The 15,239-nt window shown below is 46.3% G+C and carries 22 protein-coding genes and 1 tRNA gene; all 23 read right to left on the reverse strand.

The features are described from left to right. A complete protein-coding gene (locus tag JUF13_RS10645) occupies positions 1–165 on the reverse strand; it encodes a hypothetical protein (RefSeq protein ID WP_164511404.1) in 165 nt (54 codons plus the stop codon). A 16-nt stretch (positions 166–181) separates the two neighbouring features. Continuing rightward, positions 182–556 carry a hypothetical protein gene (locus JUF13_RS10650; RefSeq protein WP_125766088.1) on the reverse strand — a complete coding sequence of 125 codons (375 nt, stop codon included), beginning with the start codon at positions 554–556 and terminating at the stop codon, positions 182–184. A 70-nt stretch (positions 557–626) separates the two neighbouring features. Beyond that, entirely contained in the window at positions 627–1,025 is a 399-nt protein-coding gene (locus JUF13_RS10655; protein WP_042750524.1) for a hypothetical protein, read from the reverse strand. Positions 1,026–1,039: 14 nt separating this feature from the next. After that, positions 1,040–2,077, reverse strand: a complete 1,038-nt coding sequence (locus JUF13_RS10660) for a DUF3383 family protein (RefSeq protein ID WP_203639672.1) — start codon at positions 2,075–2,077, stop codon at positions 1,040–1,042. Positions 2,078–2,089: 12 nt separating this feature from the next. Then, positions 2,090–2,560, reverse strand: coding sequence for a phage neck terminator protein (locus tag JUF13_RS10665; protein WP_203639673.1), 471 nt, complete (start codon positions 2,558–2,560; stop codon positions 2,090–2,092). Next, positions 2,553–2,927 carry a hypothetical protein gene (locus tag JUF13_RS10670; protein ID WP_203639674.1) on the reverse strand — a complete coding sequence of 125 codons (375 nt, stop codon included), beginning with the start codon at positions 2,925–2,927 and terminating at the stop codon, positions 2,553–2,555. Before JUF13_RS10670 ends, JUF13_RS10665 begins: the two co-directional genes overlap by 8 nt. Beyond that, positions 2,927–3,526 carry a hypothetical protein gene (locus JUF13_RS10675; RefSeq protein ID WP_225364047.1) on the reverse strand — a complete coding sequence of 200 codons (600 nt, stop codon included), beginning with the start codon at positions 3,524–3,526 and terminating at the stop codon, positions 2,927–2,929. The genes JUF13_RS10670 and JUF13_RS10675 overlap by 1 nt, the downstream gene beginning before the upstream one ends. Then, a complete protein-coding gene (locus JUF13_RS10680; RefSeq protein WP_125766083.1) occupies positions 3,526–3,852 on the reverse strand; it encodes a DUF4054 domain-containing protein in 327 nt (108 codons plus the stop codon). Before JUF13_RS10680 ends, JUF13_RS10675 begins: the two co-directional genes overlap by 1 nt. 11 nt (positions 3,853–3,863) lie before the next feature. Next, positions 3,864–4,226, reverse strand: a complete 363-nt coding sequence (locus JUF13_RS10685) for a hypothetical protein (RefSeq protein ID WP_015474101.1) — start codon at positions 4,224–4,226, stop codon at positions 3,864–3,866. Positions 4,227–4,236: 10 nt separating this feature from the next. After that, positions 4,237–5,115, reverse strand: coding sequence for a DUF2184 domain-containing protein (locus JUF13_RS10690; protein ID WP_125766082.1), 879 nt, complete (start codon positions 5,113–5,115; stop codon positions 4,237–4,239). 14 nt (positions 5,116–5,129) lie between these two features. Next, entirely contained in the window at positions 5,130–5,594 is a 465-nt protein-coding gene (locus JUF13_RS10695) for a structural cement protein Gp24 (RefSeq protein WP_042750533.1), read from the reverse strand. 14 nt (positions 5,595–5,608) lie between these two features. Further along, positions 5,609–6,712, reverse strand: a complete 1,104-nt coding sequence (locus JUF13_RS10700) for a DUF2213 domain-containing protein (protein ID WP_203639675.1) — start codon at positions 6,710–6,712, stop codon at positions 5,609–5,611. An 11-nt stretch (positions 6,713–6,723) separates the two neighbouring features. Beyond that, entirely contained in the window at positions 6,724–6,993 is a 270-nt protein-coding gene (locus JUF13_RS10705) for a LysM peptidoglycan-binding domain-containing protein (RefSeq protein ID WP_203639676.1), read from the reverse strand. Between the two features lie 22 nt (positions 6,994–7,015). Next, positions 7,016–7,744, reverse strand: a complete 729-nt coding sequence (locus JUF13_RS10710; protein WP_203639677.1) for a phage head morphogenesis protein — start codon at positions 7,742–7,744, stop codon at positions 7,016–7,018. 101 nt (positions 7,745–7,845) lie between these two features. Further along, positions 7,846–9,207: an anti-CBASS protein Acb1 family protein gene (locus tag JUF13_RS10715; RefSeq protein ID WP_125766078.1), complete on the reverse strand. Its 1,362-nt coding sequence runs from the start codon at positions 9,205–9,207 to the stop codon at positions 7,846–7,848. Between the two features lie 16 nt (positions 9,208–9,223). Next, positions 9,224–10,561 carry a PBSX family phage terminase large subunit gene (locus JUF13_RS10720; protein WP_203639678.1) on the reverse strand — a complete coding sequence of 446 codons (1,338 nt, stop codon included), beginning with the start codon at positions 10,559–10,561 and terminating at the stop codon, positions 9,224–9,226. After that, a complete protein-coding gene (gene terS, locus JUF13_RS10725) occupies positions 10,545–11,261 on the reverse strand; it encodes a phage terminase small subunit (RefSeq protein ID WP_203639679.1) in 717 nt (238 codons plus the stop codon). Before terS ends, JUF13_RS10720 begins: the two co-directional genes overlap by 17 nt. 202 nt (positions 11,262–11,463) lie before the next feature. Further along, entirely contained in the window at positions 11,464–11,613 is a 150-nt protein-coding gene (locus JUF13_RS10730; RefSeq protein ID WP_203639680.1) for a hypothetical protein, read from the reverse strand. Positions 11,614–11,766: 153 nt separating this feature from the next. Then, a complete protein-coding gene (locus JUF13_RS10735) occupies positions 11,767–12,681 on the reverse strand; it encodes a DNA adenine methylase (RefSeq protein WP_203639681.1) in 915 nt (304 codons plus the stop codon). 508 nt (positions 12,682–13,189) lie between these two features. Beyond that, the gene (locus JUF13_RS10740; protein ID WP_203639682.1) at positions 13,190–14,110 is read right to left on the reverse strand and encodes a hypothetical protein; all 921 of its coding nucleotides are present in this window, start codon (positions 14,108–14,110) and stop codon (positions 13,190–13,192) included. Between the two features lie 99 nt (positions 14,111–14,209). Continuing rightward, positions 14,210–14,275, reverse strand: a tRNA-OTHER gene (locus JUF13_RS10745). A gap of 81 nt (positions 14,276–14,356) precedes the next feature. Next, a complete protein-coding gene (locus tag JUF13_RS10750; RefSeq protein WP_097545830.1) occupies positions 14,357–14,824 on the reverse strand; it encodes an ArpU family phage packaging/lysis transcriptional regulator in 468 nt (155 codons plus the stop codon). Between the two features lie 94 nt (positions 14,825–14,918). After that, complete coding sequence (locus tag JUF13_RS10755; protein WP_203639683.1) at positions 14,919–15,134, reverse strand: hypothetical protein; 216 nt, start codon at positions 15,132–15,134, stop codon at positions 14,919–14,921. Between the last annotated feature and the right edge of the window lie 105 nt (positions 15,135–15,239).

Raw genomic sequence — 15,239 nt, forward strand, 5'->3', positions numbered from 1 at the left:
CTATTCTTCTGGGTCCATTCCTTGCATCAACTCAAATTTTTTATCGGCTTGATAGTTAAACATTTCTAGTTCATCAAAGGTCGCCAACTCAACCTCTTCGCGCGTAGCAATCCCCATCTCAACCGGCCACTCATACTGCCGATTATTCCGATAGGCAAGCTCCAATTGCATTCCTTTTCGATTACTTTTGCAACCATTTGCCAAGAAACCGATCAGCTTCGTCCATGACCTCACCATAGCCGTCATGTTCGTCCCAGTAATCCCAATCCGTCTTAGGTTCCACAATTACCGTTTTCATAAGGCCTTCATTGTACGTGGTATTATCAATAACTCCGTTCCCCAGGCGCGCAAAGTCTACGAGGTTATGGGCCTTCTTTAAACCAGGGAAAAAGAACGTGTAGTCTTTGGGGCCATCGTAATCATCAACCGTGATGGTTTCAGTCTTACCCATTCGCTTAAGCGGCATCCGTTCCACTTCATCACGCTTTTGCCGCGCCTTCGCAACCTCACTAGTTGCCTTGGTGTCTTGAGATACAGTCTTTTTTGCTACAGTCATTTGTAATCACCCTTTATATAAATTTTTGGTACAAAAAACGCTCAGGGAGTCGAACCCTAAGCGTCTAGTTTTATTCGTTCATTTCATCGTTGTAGTCAATGCACAAGATTACCCATGCTTTAACGCCGGTCTTGGTCCCCGCACCAAATGATGGTACCTTTTGGATTTTGGCCTGATTTGAGTAAACCCGTTCGTGTGGCGTCGTAACACTCAACGTAAATTCTTTATGAGCATTAGCGAGAGCCATCAACTTAAGGTTTGCTGGTGAACCAGCAGACAAGTTAATCGTGATAGTTCCATGAATATCATTATTTGTACTAAAAACACCCCAGCCTTGAGCATCAACATCATAATCTTCAGAGTTGTTGGCTCGTTCGCCTGAGACCATGTCTCCGGGCTGATATCCATACATGGGTTCACTATCAGCAATGACCTTGACATCAGTTGCATCGTAATTCCATTTAGCCATTATTTATCACCCCTTTAGTATGGAAAATCGAGAGTACCGCCGACCTTCATACCATGCACAGCATCGGCAGGCGTGTAAGACCAGTGAATCCCGTTATATTGACGGTTCTTGATATCCTCAACAGACAGGTCGGCATACTTATCAGCCGTAACTGAATAGTCCGCTGCCTTAGTTGTGGCATTGTAAGCAATAATCCCGTTGGCATAGGCCGTAGAGAGAACCTTCTCAACAACTGCTTGGAGTTGAGCAAATCCAAGATCGTCGAAAGTAATCTTATCTTGCGTGTTCAACAAATCTTGAAGAGATGATTCGATGTTGACCTTGACCCAATCACTGCCGTGTAAGACATCAATCCAGTCTCCTGAAGCTGTCCATCCGTTAGAGCTAACGGCCTTTTTCCCCTTGACTACATAGCAAATACCATGAGCCGCCTCAATTGCTGCATACTCGGGATAAGATAAGTCGTCAGTTTCAACGCCCACTAAATCGCCCTTACCTTTCCACGTCACAGAGCCGACTGTCTGGTTAGCTACTCGACCTAAAAAGGCCACTGGAAAGTTATCCGTCGTGGCCTTATGAATGAGGTTAATGGTCCGCTTATTGGTGTAAGCCTTCGCTGCGTCTGGCGTGGTGAACTCCGCAACTAAGAACTTAAAGTTCTGTTCTTCGATGTAGTTGCTCAGTTCCAACTGATCTGCGTCATTGTCACCGATAACAACGGCGAAATGCCAGACACTAAAGAAGTAAGCAGCAGCGGCCGCAGAAATCCCACCAGTCGTTGACTTCGTGTTAGCATCAGTCGTGGACGCTGTGTAGGTGATCACTTCAATCGTGGTTCCTGCATTTGGTTGTGCGTAGTATGCTGATGCCACCTTATAGATGTCAGTGCCTTCCGCGTAGTCAGCTGCTAAGGCGTCCAAGCTTGAATACACTTGGTCCTTCTGGGTATCACCTTTAATAAAAAGTCCCGGGACCCCTAAGCCAACAGGGATTACCGGGTGGTTGACATCGATCGTAACAGTGATGTCACCAATCTTCGTAGCTACAGTCATTTAGCTACCTCCTTAATTTGTATTGTCTAAGTTAATCTTATCGATGGTTGGAATATCTTCATGGAAGCCATCCACTACTCGAAGGTGTAAATCAAACCCAACGCGCCGTTCATAATTGACGGACTGAAAAACGCTTCGGTTGTCGAAAGAATCAACATCGGCAATGACGATATCGTGATCCGTTCGAAGTTTGCGACGCACGTTATCAGATTTGAGATTCTTAAAGAGCTTCATAGCGAGGTCTTGAGCCTTAATGCCGTTGTCACTACAGCAAGTCATTGAGACCGTCAAATCGAACATCTCGCCGTTATTCATTTGCTCCATGTCCTTGATGTAAGGCGTAGTGATCTTATAAGTGAAGAAAGGGTAAGCCCGCTGTGGGCCAGAAAAGTCATGCTCAACTAAGTCACATCCCACTAAAGACTTAACTTCATCTATTAGAACGTCGGCTAGTTCTCCATACTCAAAAGAACCGTCAGTCATGGTTACTTACCCCCTTCAGGTCGTACTCGTGCACGTCAGAGTAATCCGTATAATCCCGCTCGTGGTCAACAACGTATTTTCGACCGGTTCGCTTGTTTTCAACAACTGTTCCCTCAGGCGCCTCCATCGTTGAATACCAAACGGCATCATAAGACTGCGTTTCCCCACCCGCATTATGCTGAACCTCCATGCTGTACAGTGATGTCTTGGATGGCACCACCAGTGGCTCACTGACCTCAACTGGTGGCGTCTCAGAGTCCTTAACCCAAGTTCCATGCTCTAAGTGACCACCCTCACCATTGGCAGGTAGATACACTAGCAGTGGGATTCCAAATTCCACTAGCATGTCGGCAAACTCTTCATACATCAAACGTTCACCACCTTATATCTCACAGCATCAATAAGATGACCTGTATCTTCCAGTGGTGAGTTAGAACCTTTACGAGCAATAGTTATGGGAGAATTGGCAGGTGATTCAATGGAGCGTATTTTTTGCACGATACTCCGTTGAATGCGATTACCTAAAGATTCCATGATTTTTCTAGCTGTAATACCGCTATCACCCATTCCCAGCTCGATAACTTGATCAACAAGATACTCAACCCAATCATCAACATTTTCGTCAAAGGTAGACCGAATAAAGGATCGCTCTGGGATATGAACTTTCTTAGCCAGATAGAACATTGGGATAAGTCCACCTTTACCATCACTGACAGCAAGAATATTTTTATCCTTAGGTCGAAAAAGTCCCTCAATATCTCGTGCCTTGGCTCCCTTTGGCGCATTCTCGGTGGGAATCGTCAACCATTTGCCGTTTTTCGGTTCAATATCAGCGCCATACTCGTTGGCGGACGCAATCATTTGCATAAACGACCCGTCCTCACCAAATATCCCAACCTGCAACTGTAGATGACTTAACTCTGCCATCTCTCTTTCGACATCTGGGATTCTGTCAAAATCTTCCATCAAATCACCACAATTCTGAGGGGGCCACCATCACCGAACTGGCTCAACAAGTATTTGTACCGGTCGGCCCAAGCGTTGACACCCTTGAAATATTGCTTCTTCAAATCCCCAACTTGCTTCAGAGAAACACGATCATCCTCACGACTGATCAGACTCGCTGCTAGATAACGGCATGCTTGCTCCTGATACTGTGCGGGGAAGCCGCGGTTCTGAACCTCGGTCCAAGCGTCATCAATCGCGAGTTGAATAGTATCATCGCTTACCTTCGATAAATCCGACCGAATCAATCGAACATTCTGGATGGTGCTCTTATCCGCTTCATCCACTTAGACCACCTCTATTCATCTTCTGGGGTCTTCAATTCAGCAATCCGAGCCTTCAACGTGTCCACCATCTTCTTACGACCGGCACCGCGTTGTTCATCGGCTAACCACTTGGTCAGTGTCTCAACCGATACGGTGTCCGCAATCTCAGGCAGTGCTTGGTCAAGGGTCATGTCAGTAACGCTTTGCACGTCCTTGCCACCTTTACCTTCAACAGCAGATAAGGTGCCCTTTTCAATTAAAAAAGCATTCAACTTGTTCGACTTGATAGCCGCGTTGAATGCTTCGGATTGCTTCTTGGTGAGTTGGTTAGAACCGGGGACCAGTTGCACCCCACCAACGTTGTGAATGAATTTACCCTTATTTTTAACTAACATGGCGTCCTCCTTAAATTCCTGACAGCTTAACGATGGCGTACGGCGTCTTGATTACCAGGCCACCGGTCCGTTCATCATAAGGCACAATCGTGTTAGGATAGTGCGCTTCTTGTGGGAACTGCGTGACGTCACGAGGGAGCAAAAAACCGCCAGTCTGTGCCGTGGAATCAAAGATCATCGCACATTCTGAGTTATCCAACCCCTTACCAACTAAAGCAGAGGTTGTTTCGATGGAATTAAACCAGCCGGCGGCCTTGATGACTTCCAGAATGGTACGAGAGTCGTAGTCACTGTAGCGTGAGTTCAAGGACTCATACTGAGCTGGTGCTAAGACTAGCTTCAACCGTGCTTGATTGAACCCTGGAATTACAGTGATTAAGGACTTAGCCTTACGCAAAGTCTCTTGCATCTCTGCCCCAGTAGATTCTGAAAACTTCTTGTCAGCGTTCATTGCCTGAATACCTTCAAGGTTTGTCAGACCAGTGATACCAACCTTTGATTCCCCGTTGAAGATGATGTCATTTTCCTTTTCAGAGATTGCCCGGCGGACCGTTTCAGCTTTATCCGTTTGAAGCGGTTGTCCGGCCATTTGAGCGGCAAATACTTCCTGATACGTGAAGTGAATACCAGCGGCAATGGTGTAGATTGGCTGATAAGATCGCTTAACGTCTTCGTCGACCATTGGCAAATCATCGGCCCCGTTGGCAATAACCTTGGCAGCACCGTGCCGGGTCATCAGGCTGTACCCGTAGGTCTCTGCCCCGGGATTTACCCCCGGAATTGTCGGAAACAGTGACCGACCAATCAATTCTTCTTGTGGTGCCTTAAGCACCGTCTTTTCCATCGCGATTAAGTCGCGATTTTCAATCATCGCTAATTCTTGTGGCATCTACTGTCGCCTCCTTATGGCAAGTTAATTTGAAGTTGGGCCGTTGAGCCCGCAGTGGCGTCGTCGGCAACAAACTTACCCGCCGTCTTAAACGTCCCCACAATCGTGTCAGCGCCTGCGGCTGGCTTGAAGTTCCCAGTCGTTCCGTCAACAGCAGCTGGTTGACCTTCCGTAACATCGGCCGTGATGGCAACGTTGATGGTCCCCTTACGCAAAACAGGAACCATTTGCTTAGCCTTGTACTTAGACGTTTGTGGTGAATCATCCAAGTTATCGACGTAGTCCTTGGCTACTGCAACGCCATAGAACTTACCATCACTAACGGTCGTAACAGCCCCCGAACTCATTTGAACGGCGGCCCCGGCAGCTACTACTCCTGCAGCAACCGCTGAGTCAACTTCTGTATGCCGAATGTCGGCAATCTTGCCCAACCCAATGTTGGGGTCCATGTACATTTGTGGTCGTGGAATTAATCCCATGAGTTATCCCTCCTTTACTTGTAGGCGTTGGCTCGGTCGCCTTTGAGCTTATCTACCGAGTCAGTTTCGTTTTGATTCCCACCTTGGCCACCCAACGTGTGAGTGAACCCTTTCTTATCTGCCAAGGAAACCGCAGAATCGTAGAATGCATTGATATAGTCGTCGGACTTGTCCTTCTCATCGAAGGAATCATTGGTGGTCTTGATAGCAGCTACCTTAACTTCCCGGTCGGTCTTCCCCTTGAAGTCGAAGCTATCACCAACAAAACGAGCTGCGCTAGTCTGAAGTGCAAGCCGTGCGTCAATGCGCTTGTCTAAGGTGTCTTGGTCAAGTTGCTTATCTTGAGCATCCTTAAGCTGAGTCTTCAAGGCATCCCGTTCACCCTTGAGTGAGTCGGCTTCCTTCTTAGAGCTTGCTGCTTCATCATTCGCCCCATTCAATTGCTTCTTTAGCTTTGCAAGTTCAGCCTCTTTAGCGGCCACTTGCTTCTTTAAGTCGTCGTGGGCATCTGCAACATGCTGGTCCACTTCGAACTGTTGGCTATCGATGATTAAATTCGCCATGTGTTTTCCTCCTGTATTTGTATCGCTATCGCCCATAACAAAGGCCGCACTGTCATGGATTGAGATTCCATGACCTGCGCGGCCTCTATCTACGATAGCAATATGATTAATTTTGATATTGCGCTGAGCGGCGTCATACTGGGCTCCGCCGTACTCCCCGGACTCCGTGGGAACATCGGCATTGAAGCCAATAGAAAGTTCCCGCTTACCCGACTTAACCTGAGCAATCATGTCTGGGTCTGTAATGGTCGCCCCAACTACCAGCTTATTGTCCTCAACGTGGGCGTCACTGTCGGTCATCCCTACAGATAATGTCTTGAAGTTCCGCACATCGACACCCACGTTTGGGTGGTCATTAGTCAATGGCTTGTTGTTGGCAGATTCGATGGTCTCCTTAGAAAATACCTCATCCGGAAGCTTTGCCACTTGGGAGACACTTCCACCATTACGCATATACGGGAAGACTCCGGGACGCGTAATCGGAAACTCGCCGTGTAAATAACCTTCAGGCGTCTCAACATACTTGCCAAGCTCAGCACGATCATAAAATTTCATGCAATCACCTCCTATGGCAATTGCAGAACCTTACCGGGCTTAACCGAATAGTCCTTCAAGCCATTAATTTGTACAAGTGTGTCCAGTGAAATACCAGCATCAGTGGCAACCCGCCATAGCTTGTCGCCTTCTTTTAAGGTCACGGTCTTGACCGTACTCTTAGGCTCAGTTGCTGGTGCTGCTGGTGTCGTACTCGAAGCATACATGCTAGTAGCGATTTTAGAGCTAGGTGTTGCAGAGCTTGACGTACTTGCGGCACTAGATGAATTTGTATCTGCCATACTTTCACCTCCCTTCGTTTCGTTATTCTTCTGAGTCATCTAATTCGTCATCAAAAACCGGATCACCAGTACAACGGCACCCATAATCTTCTCCGGGTAGCAAGTCAGCCGTGTCGTAGTTGTAGATAATGCCTTCACGTGCCACATGACTGGCACGTTCACGCTCGTCCATCATTCCACGCCATTGAAAGTGGTTAATTCCAGCTGATTGGTGCCTAGTACGGGTCATCTGACTGTAGATGGTCCCGGACTGGTCCCGGGCAATGAAAGCGGCGCGATTGCGACTCATCTTGCCTTGGTGACGGATTGCTTCCGCCATCTCACCATAAGACTGCCCCTTTGTGACGCCACGGTAGATAATCTGCTCAATCTTCGTCGCATAATCATCGCGGATACCCTTGATGTAACTGGCATTTTCGGCAATCTTACCTTTGACGTAGCCGTCAAGCTGCGCATCCCCTGCGACTGGATTAATTGCCATGATTACCGGCTTACCACTAGGAAGCAACGTTGCATGCTTCACCAACTCGTGAGCCTGAATCTGTGACGACACGTTGGCACGATTACTGGTGTTGATAGCCGACATAAACCGCTCAACCATTTGCTTCGCGTCAGTATCTGTAAAAGAACCAAGAATAAGCTCCTTTAACCGGTCAATTAGGGATTCAACCCAGTCGATCATGTCGTCGTTGTAAAGCGAGTCGTTGACAGTTCCTCGGTCAATTACTGGCTTGACCTCTGACTTAAGCAACAGTAGTGTAGTGCTCTCAACTTGGCCTACAGCCTTACCGACAGTATGTGCGTATGATTTCTCAATTCTTAGTGGATAACGCGTGTGTGGCACTCTCATGGCTAATCACCGCCATGTTCTTTGCGATAAGCCTCAACTACCGCCCGGCGCTCGTCATCACTCATACTGTCCATATCAACGGAACCATCCGGGTCCATGCCACTGGAACCAAAACGTGCCTCTCGAACCTCTTCAGGTCCTTGTACGCCGTTCTGGATGTAAATTTGGTCGGCCTGAGCGTTTGCTAAGCGAATCTGCGAATCGGTTTGCGAATCAACCGACCATAGCGGGTTAAATTCGATGGACCAGTTAACGGTGTCGGGGTCTAGCGATCCGCCGCACTCATCACTGGCTCGCATAAGCAATTTGAGCAAATATTCCAGCTGTGGTCGCATCTTGTTCTCTTGGTCCGAAGCAATGCGGCTATAGTAGTTCATCACATCATACTGTGCCCCAGTCAGTGTCCCGGCCTCTTGGCCTTTAAGAACCGACTTAGGCATGCGGGCCGCGCCGCTAAGGTATTCCCACAAGAAATCAAGTAGGCTGTCAATGCCACCGACGTTGGTTGACTCCTTGGTCAACTCGTCCTTGTCACTAATTAATGCGGTGGACTCAGTTCTAAACTTGGACGAAGCAGCCGCCCCGACCTGCAACAGCTTATCGGGGCTCGTGTCGTCAACCGATGGAGACTTGAAGACTTTGAAAACGTAGTCGTAAAGAATCTCACCAACCGAGTAGAGCCCTGTATCCATCGTCATTAAGATGTCGTAAATGGTCTCCAATAGCGAGACACCTTCCGTTTCATCTTCGAACCGCAGTTCTTGTTGGCGAAGCAAACGCGACTTATCTACCTGCTGTACCCCATAATAATTTGACCCTTGCACGTCAGCGGTTCCGTTGTTGATCTGATAACTTAGAGCTTGCCCGTAAGTTGGTGAGAAGACGTCATCATCGAACTTGGTCTCGTTGACCTTCTTGGAGCTAAACGCCGTAAGAAATGGGATTCGCAACAGTCTGTCCGGGTTCAAAGGGTCCTCAAGTCCATAATTCCAGCTCTCGGTCGTACTGATAGCAATATACCCCGCTCGGTAAAGCCGTGAGTATCGGTAAAGGTCCTTGAATCGTTTCTGAGCATTCAGTTCATTTAATCGTGCCTCATACTTAGCTGCTAGGGCATTGTCGTCCATCTTGATATGCCAGCCATTACGGGTCATATCCTCAGCGGGAATGTCCACGATGTTTCGGGCCATCGAATTACCCCGATACAGTTGCTCCAACTCGTAGTTGCCCAAATGGTGTCCTATCCCCGGTTGCTGCATGCGGAAGGGGTCTGGGTGTCGTGTTCCTGTCGTTGGTGCCTGCTTGGTCTGCATAAAGTCCATAATCAACGGGTTACCATCAAGTCCCACAATATCTTTGCTCATTCACTCACCTCCTTGCTTATACAACGCCGAAGCGCTTCTCTAGTGATTCGTATTGAATAATGTACTTTTCTAGTCCGTATCTAAGTGCATCAATAAAGTGATTATTGGCGTCTACCGGCTTATTCAACCAGTTTCCGTCCTTATCACGGTCAAAAACGTACGTGTTAAACTCTTCAATCGCATGCACACAACTAGGCAGGATATGGATTCGATAGCCCTGCAAGAAGTTGATTCCATAGTCGATTGAATCAGGGCCTTTAATCGACGCATGCATACGCCGCACGCCTTTAGCCTGTAACTCATCAATCAAACGGGGTTCAGCGCAGTCAGCGCCAATGTCTGATTTCAGATAGTGGTTATCGTCCAACCAATCGAAGATGTCCTGTGTCGTCATGGCCTTCTGATACAGCTCTTTAAAAATCCAGATATCCTTGGTCTCACGATTAATAGCAGCTTCAGCAAAGGTCGTGGGGTCATAAGTGAACCCAAAGTCCATTCCATGCCCCACGCCATCCGACTCTGCTACTACCTTATTGACGTCAAAGTCTTCAACAACCCAGTTTTCAAATACAAGTCCCTCAGCAACTCCCCATTTGCCGTCACAGACAATCTGAGCCCGTCTAGGGTTAGTTCGATACAAGTCTAGGTATCTTTGCCTATCTTGCTTATCAAGCCACTCGTTGACCCTAAAGGTAGTCGTTCGAGCAAAGACATCTGGCTTACGTGTCTCCGGGTCAAAGAACATTGGTTTCAACCAATGCCGTTCCGACCAAGGGTTAAAGGTTAGCGTGATTTGCTTGAAGAACTCCTTCTTCCACTTCTCCCGCTTGATTAGCTCGTCAGCTGGGACGTACTGGTGCTCAGCGTAGGGATCATCTAAACTCCCACGGATTGACTCAACGACGGTTTCAAACTTGTCGCTGTTCTCTATCTCGTAGGCTTCTTCAAACCAAGCCCAGCTGAGAATTCCCGTATCCACATCCACTGAGGTGACCTTCAGTGGATCATCTAGTCCACGGAAAATAATCTTCTGGCCGGTAGGTAGGTACGTAATCTCTGGTTTTCCTTCGTTGCATTTGAAAAGGCGACTAACCCCAAGTCGGTTAATCGCCCATTTTAAAACTGTGTAAGTAGAATCGTGATTAGTATTGGAGTAACGGCGAACAACTAAGAGATTTGCCCAAGGGTACTTCATCAGCCTATAGATGAAGTTCAGTGCAGTCGTCCGAGACTTCTTAGATCCACGAGAACCTTTGACCACTCGATAAAAGTGCCGATCACGCCAAAATTCATTGTAGCCATGACCAATCAGGTACTTAATCTTTATCTTCGGCTGCTTAGCTGTCATTACCATCGGCATTCCCTCCAATCTCTTCATCATCTTCCGGTACGTCATCAACGAATGTCGGTAGTGGTAGGTTATCGCGGTCGCTGTCACGCTTAAGCTGAGCAACTTCTGCTTTAGCCTTGTCAACTTGGGCCTCCATCAACGTGATACGCTTGCGGCGGATGTCGTTTTCATCAGCAATCGCTACGAACTGCTTGATCAAATTGCCCAGCGTACCCATTGCCCGGGACTGTGCCGCCATAAAAGTAGCCTGTTTGTCCCATGCATACTGCACGTCATAGGTTGTTCCCATGCCTGAACCAGAAATCTCATCGCTTAGATCATTGTGATCGTTAACGTACATAATTTGCTGTGCCCTGATAATTGCCGTGTACTGCAGCGTGATGTTTTGCCAGATAATATCTGCCGGCGATTGTTGCTCCACAACCTGCAGAATATCGCTGGTATCATCGGGAAGCCATTTAGCGAATAGGCCATGGGTGACCGCGTTCTTGTTGTGAATTGGTGCCGCTCCCCCCGCATTACCGACCGCATACTCATTTTTAGAGGGTGCACCCTTTTTTCCTTTTTTGTGTGCACCCCTTTGCCACCCATGACGTTGACGCCACGACTTAACCGTATTCAAACTTACGTCATATTTGGCCGCAATATCCTTATACTTCATGCCATTTAAGTAATCTTGTTTGGCATCATCAATCTGTGCCATTAGACATCAACCTCACCCCCTGCACCATAGTGTTTGTTTTGTAATTAAACCTGGTTAAGCAAGTCCTTCAATTCGGCACACAATTTTTCCATTGACTCAGTAACCATCTGCTCAATCATCTTTGACCTCTCCATTCGTAACTGTTGCATCAGCAAACAGATTTTTCCGCTTCTCTGAGCTGAGTTTACTTACGTCAGCAAGCTTAGTTGACAATCATGCCATCACTGGAACCAGCTTCGGGCTTAAGCGGGATATAAGCAATCAGTTCTCCGTTGGGCTGACTCACTGTGATGTAATTTGGCAGATCGTCCCACAGCTTGGCTTTCTCTTTGTCGCTCAGCTTCTTTTTCATGCTTGATGCGCTCCTTCCAGCGTTTGTCGTGCTTGAGGTCATGCTCTAGCTGTCCCAAACAATGGATTTCAACGGCGCTAGCATAGCCGAATTTTGAATTTATCATTTTGGCCATGCCGGCCACCTCCTAATCAGTTACTTCCAACACAGATATCACTTCACTACTTTCAACAGCAACTCATCCTTTCGCTTTCCAGCCGTTATGAATGAGTGCTTTTTGCCCAAATTAAAAGCCACCTCGGTATGAGGTAGCTTTGTGTATTCCGAAATATAAATATTTTTAGCTGGACATTCCATTAACCATTCCCAGAAAGCATCGTGGTCAAATCCACCGTATTGCTTTCCCGATTTGTAATAAGGCGGGTCCAAATAAACAATATCATCTTCTTGAATCGTCAGATCACGATAATCACGTGAACTATATTCCAGCCGCTCTAGTTGCTGCAGCTGTTGAAGTTGTTCAAGTTGATCCAATTCAGCTAGGTACTGGAGACGCTGAACGTTTTGCAGGTTTTGTAGCAAATCACTCCTAGAACTAATGCCCATTCTATCTCGACGCCATTTGTGGAACCATGAGTATGTTTCCATAATTCCAGCTTCTCCACGATACTTATCGAACATTTCATCATAAATCGTTCCAGTGTCGCCATAAAACAACGCCCTAGTCATCATTAGCTTCAGTTCTTCATTTTTGCGGCCCCACAAGTAACTATTCATGTCATTACCAAACGAGTAGCAAATCAATACCAGTGTACGCTCAATTGAATCAGGGCGTTTATCCCGCCAATCTAAGAATTGCTGACGATTGACGCAGACATACTTTTTCAAATCAATGCTATTACCTGTAATCAGTTCTTTTAGAAGCTGGACAACTGAGGAACGAATGTCGTTATAAACGATCCTGTTCCACTTTGAAGCTGCTGATGCGGTAAGCGAGATGCTACCCCCCCCACCAAACGCATCAATTAGTCTATTCCCAGGCGGTAATAGATCAATGATTTGTTCTGCCTTCTGCCCCTTGTTCCCAACGTAGGGCAGTCCACGCTTCCATTTATCTTTTGCTTTCATCTTGGCTATATTTTCCTTTCGATTGTAAGTTAAAAGCGCCATGCTTCTCAGCACGACGCTCACGTTTATTCTTATCAGCCAACCAACGTTCTAAGTCACGACAGCAATGGTTCTCTGCTGGGCTAACGTAGCCATACTCAGTGTGTCGCATGTATCCACACCCCCAACACAATAATGATCAGCACCATCAGCAGGCCGAATATTAAGTTGTCCCGTTGATAGTTTCTCATTGCCATTCCTCCAAACTAAAAGGCCGCCTCGTTTGAGACGACCGTGTATGTGATTGGTGTGGAATCGAACCACACACGGAATTCAAACCGCCCTCTTCTGGCAGGCCACCACCAGTTACAATCACAATATGGGCGCTATAGCCTTGGATGAACGGGAGAGTCCATCTCCTTTTAGTTATTTGCCCAATACGTGCAACGGGAGTCGAACCTCACTCACCCAACGGCTGAACACATGGTGTTTCCGACAAAATATGTGCATGCTTCAGTCTCATGTTAAACTACCCAGCATTTTCCCAATCCGCTTCATTCCAATCTGTAATGATAATCTCAGTAACTTTGTCACGGTTAGGGCCACCCAATGTGTACTTACAATAATACGGACGTGGAGTGAGAAACATCTCTTTCCATTTCTCTTCAGCATGTAGATCCTTAGAGATCCTCAATCGGTAACTTATCCCAACTTCAATATCCCTAACTGAGGATGAAATAACTTCAATTCGGCCTGTATTGGTTTCAAAATTCCCAGAGACGATTTTCCCTCGAATTTCAACTTCATCGTTGGACGTAAACGTTGCTGATCCAAACGTTGCTTTGTCCTCAACGTCCAGAGTGATCTTTTCTGTTTTCTTTTCAGATGTATCGGTGCCATTCGTCAAATCAATTGACGAAACTTTTTTTCCATCAACTTGCTGAGTTAAATTTTCCAAAGGCCCCTGTAACTGCTCAGCAATTTTTGGAAGATCTTCCGGTACAGTAATAATAACCGTTCCACCATCAGTGGCACTAATATTGACACCAGACTTACTTGTCTGCTTAACTTGCACGCTTTTTCCCTCCTTTTCCGCTTTTAACTTTGTTCTCAAAAATTTCGTTGAATCCTTAATTATTTCCCACACAAATTCTTTGTTCTCTGCAACAAAACCAATCGTGGGTAAAATTACATCTCGATAATTTATTTGTAAATCAGACCACAATGAACCTTTACGCCAAGCCATTAGGTTAATACTTACATTATCGGCATCATTATCGGTAAAACGCGCCCGATCGTAGGCCGCTAAATAAGTCTTTTTCACTAAATTCTCAACACTTTGCAGCGATGTAATGACAGCTTCAAGCTCATAACCCGTTTCAGCATTTAATGCGGTTCCTGAAACTCTAACTGACAATTTCGAGGCACCTGTGTATTTATTTTCTGGCATATTTTTCTCCTCCAAACTAATCAAAGCATAACAAAACCCCAGCATTACTGCTAGGGTTAGTTGGAGGTAATCTTGTGGCCGGTTCATCATTCCACCACATGCACGCAGCGGGAGTCGAACCCGCGTCAGGCAATTACTGTCCGCTCTGCCATTGAGCTATGCGTGTGTTTCTTAATTCTTTCGATGATACAAGAATAATCCCATAATGCGCCTAATGCCTGCTGTCTTACTGCATAAAAACTGCACTCAAACTGCATCAAAACTGCTTTTTTTAAAAATATGGAGGTCGTCCAACATATAGCAATCGGCAAACTGTAATAGTGCTTTTGGCTTCCAAACGTGGAAATAGCTGGACTCAGAAAATCCTAAGTCCATAAAGCACATGGTATCTGATAGTTCTTGTAGATATAGTTCATCTAGGATATTCTGGCAATCTTTATCACAGTGTTTAATTGCTTGGATTGTCCGTTTGACGACCTCTTCAGCATATAGCCGCCGTACAATTCTTGAATCTGTCGCATTACCTGATGGCTGAGACTTTGGCATTCCATCATAACTAGGTGATTTTAAGTCGCTCATTGACTGTCCACTGATACGGACCATCTTAGGCAATACTACGGACAAAAAGTGTGTCACGTTTTGCAAAGTTGCTCCAACATCTACCTCTGGGAAGAGACTTCCCATGTTCATATTGTCAAAATCTAATTCAGCCAACCCTTTCAGCCCCTATCAATGGTATAATTAATTTGTTGACCATTGAGTAAGAACGAATTGGGTGAGGGCTGTTGCGTCAGCCCTTTTTTGCTATCTAAAATGGCCGTGTAAGCTCGTGTAGCACGTTATTAAACTCAGCATTGCTCAGCATACCCAAAGCAATGTAAACTTCCTTAGGCACGCTGTGATCACTTAATTTTGATTGGAATGCAGCTAGTCCCATCAGTACATCATCTTTTGGTACCAATGATTCCAAATATCTAAGCAACATACGCTGGTTCCCATTCATTGCGTCGCGTGTTTTATCCATATTCTCACCTCTACATAAAATTGCTCAGCTTGGTAAAGTGATTTAGCACTTGGCTAGTCCCATATCGATAATTTCCAACAATACTTCATTTCGCTCTTTAATACT

Source organism: Levilactobacillus wangkuiensis, assembly GCF_016861605.1.
In the GTDB taxonomy this organism is placed as follows: Bacteria; Bacillota; Bacilli; order Lactobacillales; family Lactobacillaceae; genus Levilactobacillus; species Levilactobacillus wangkuiensis.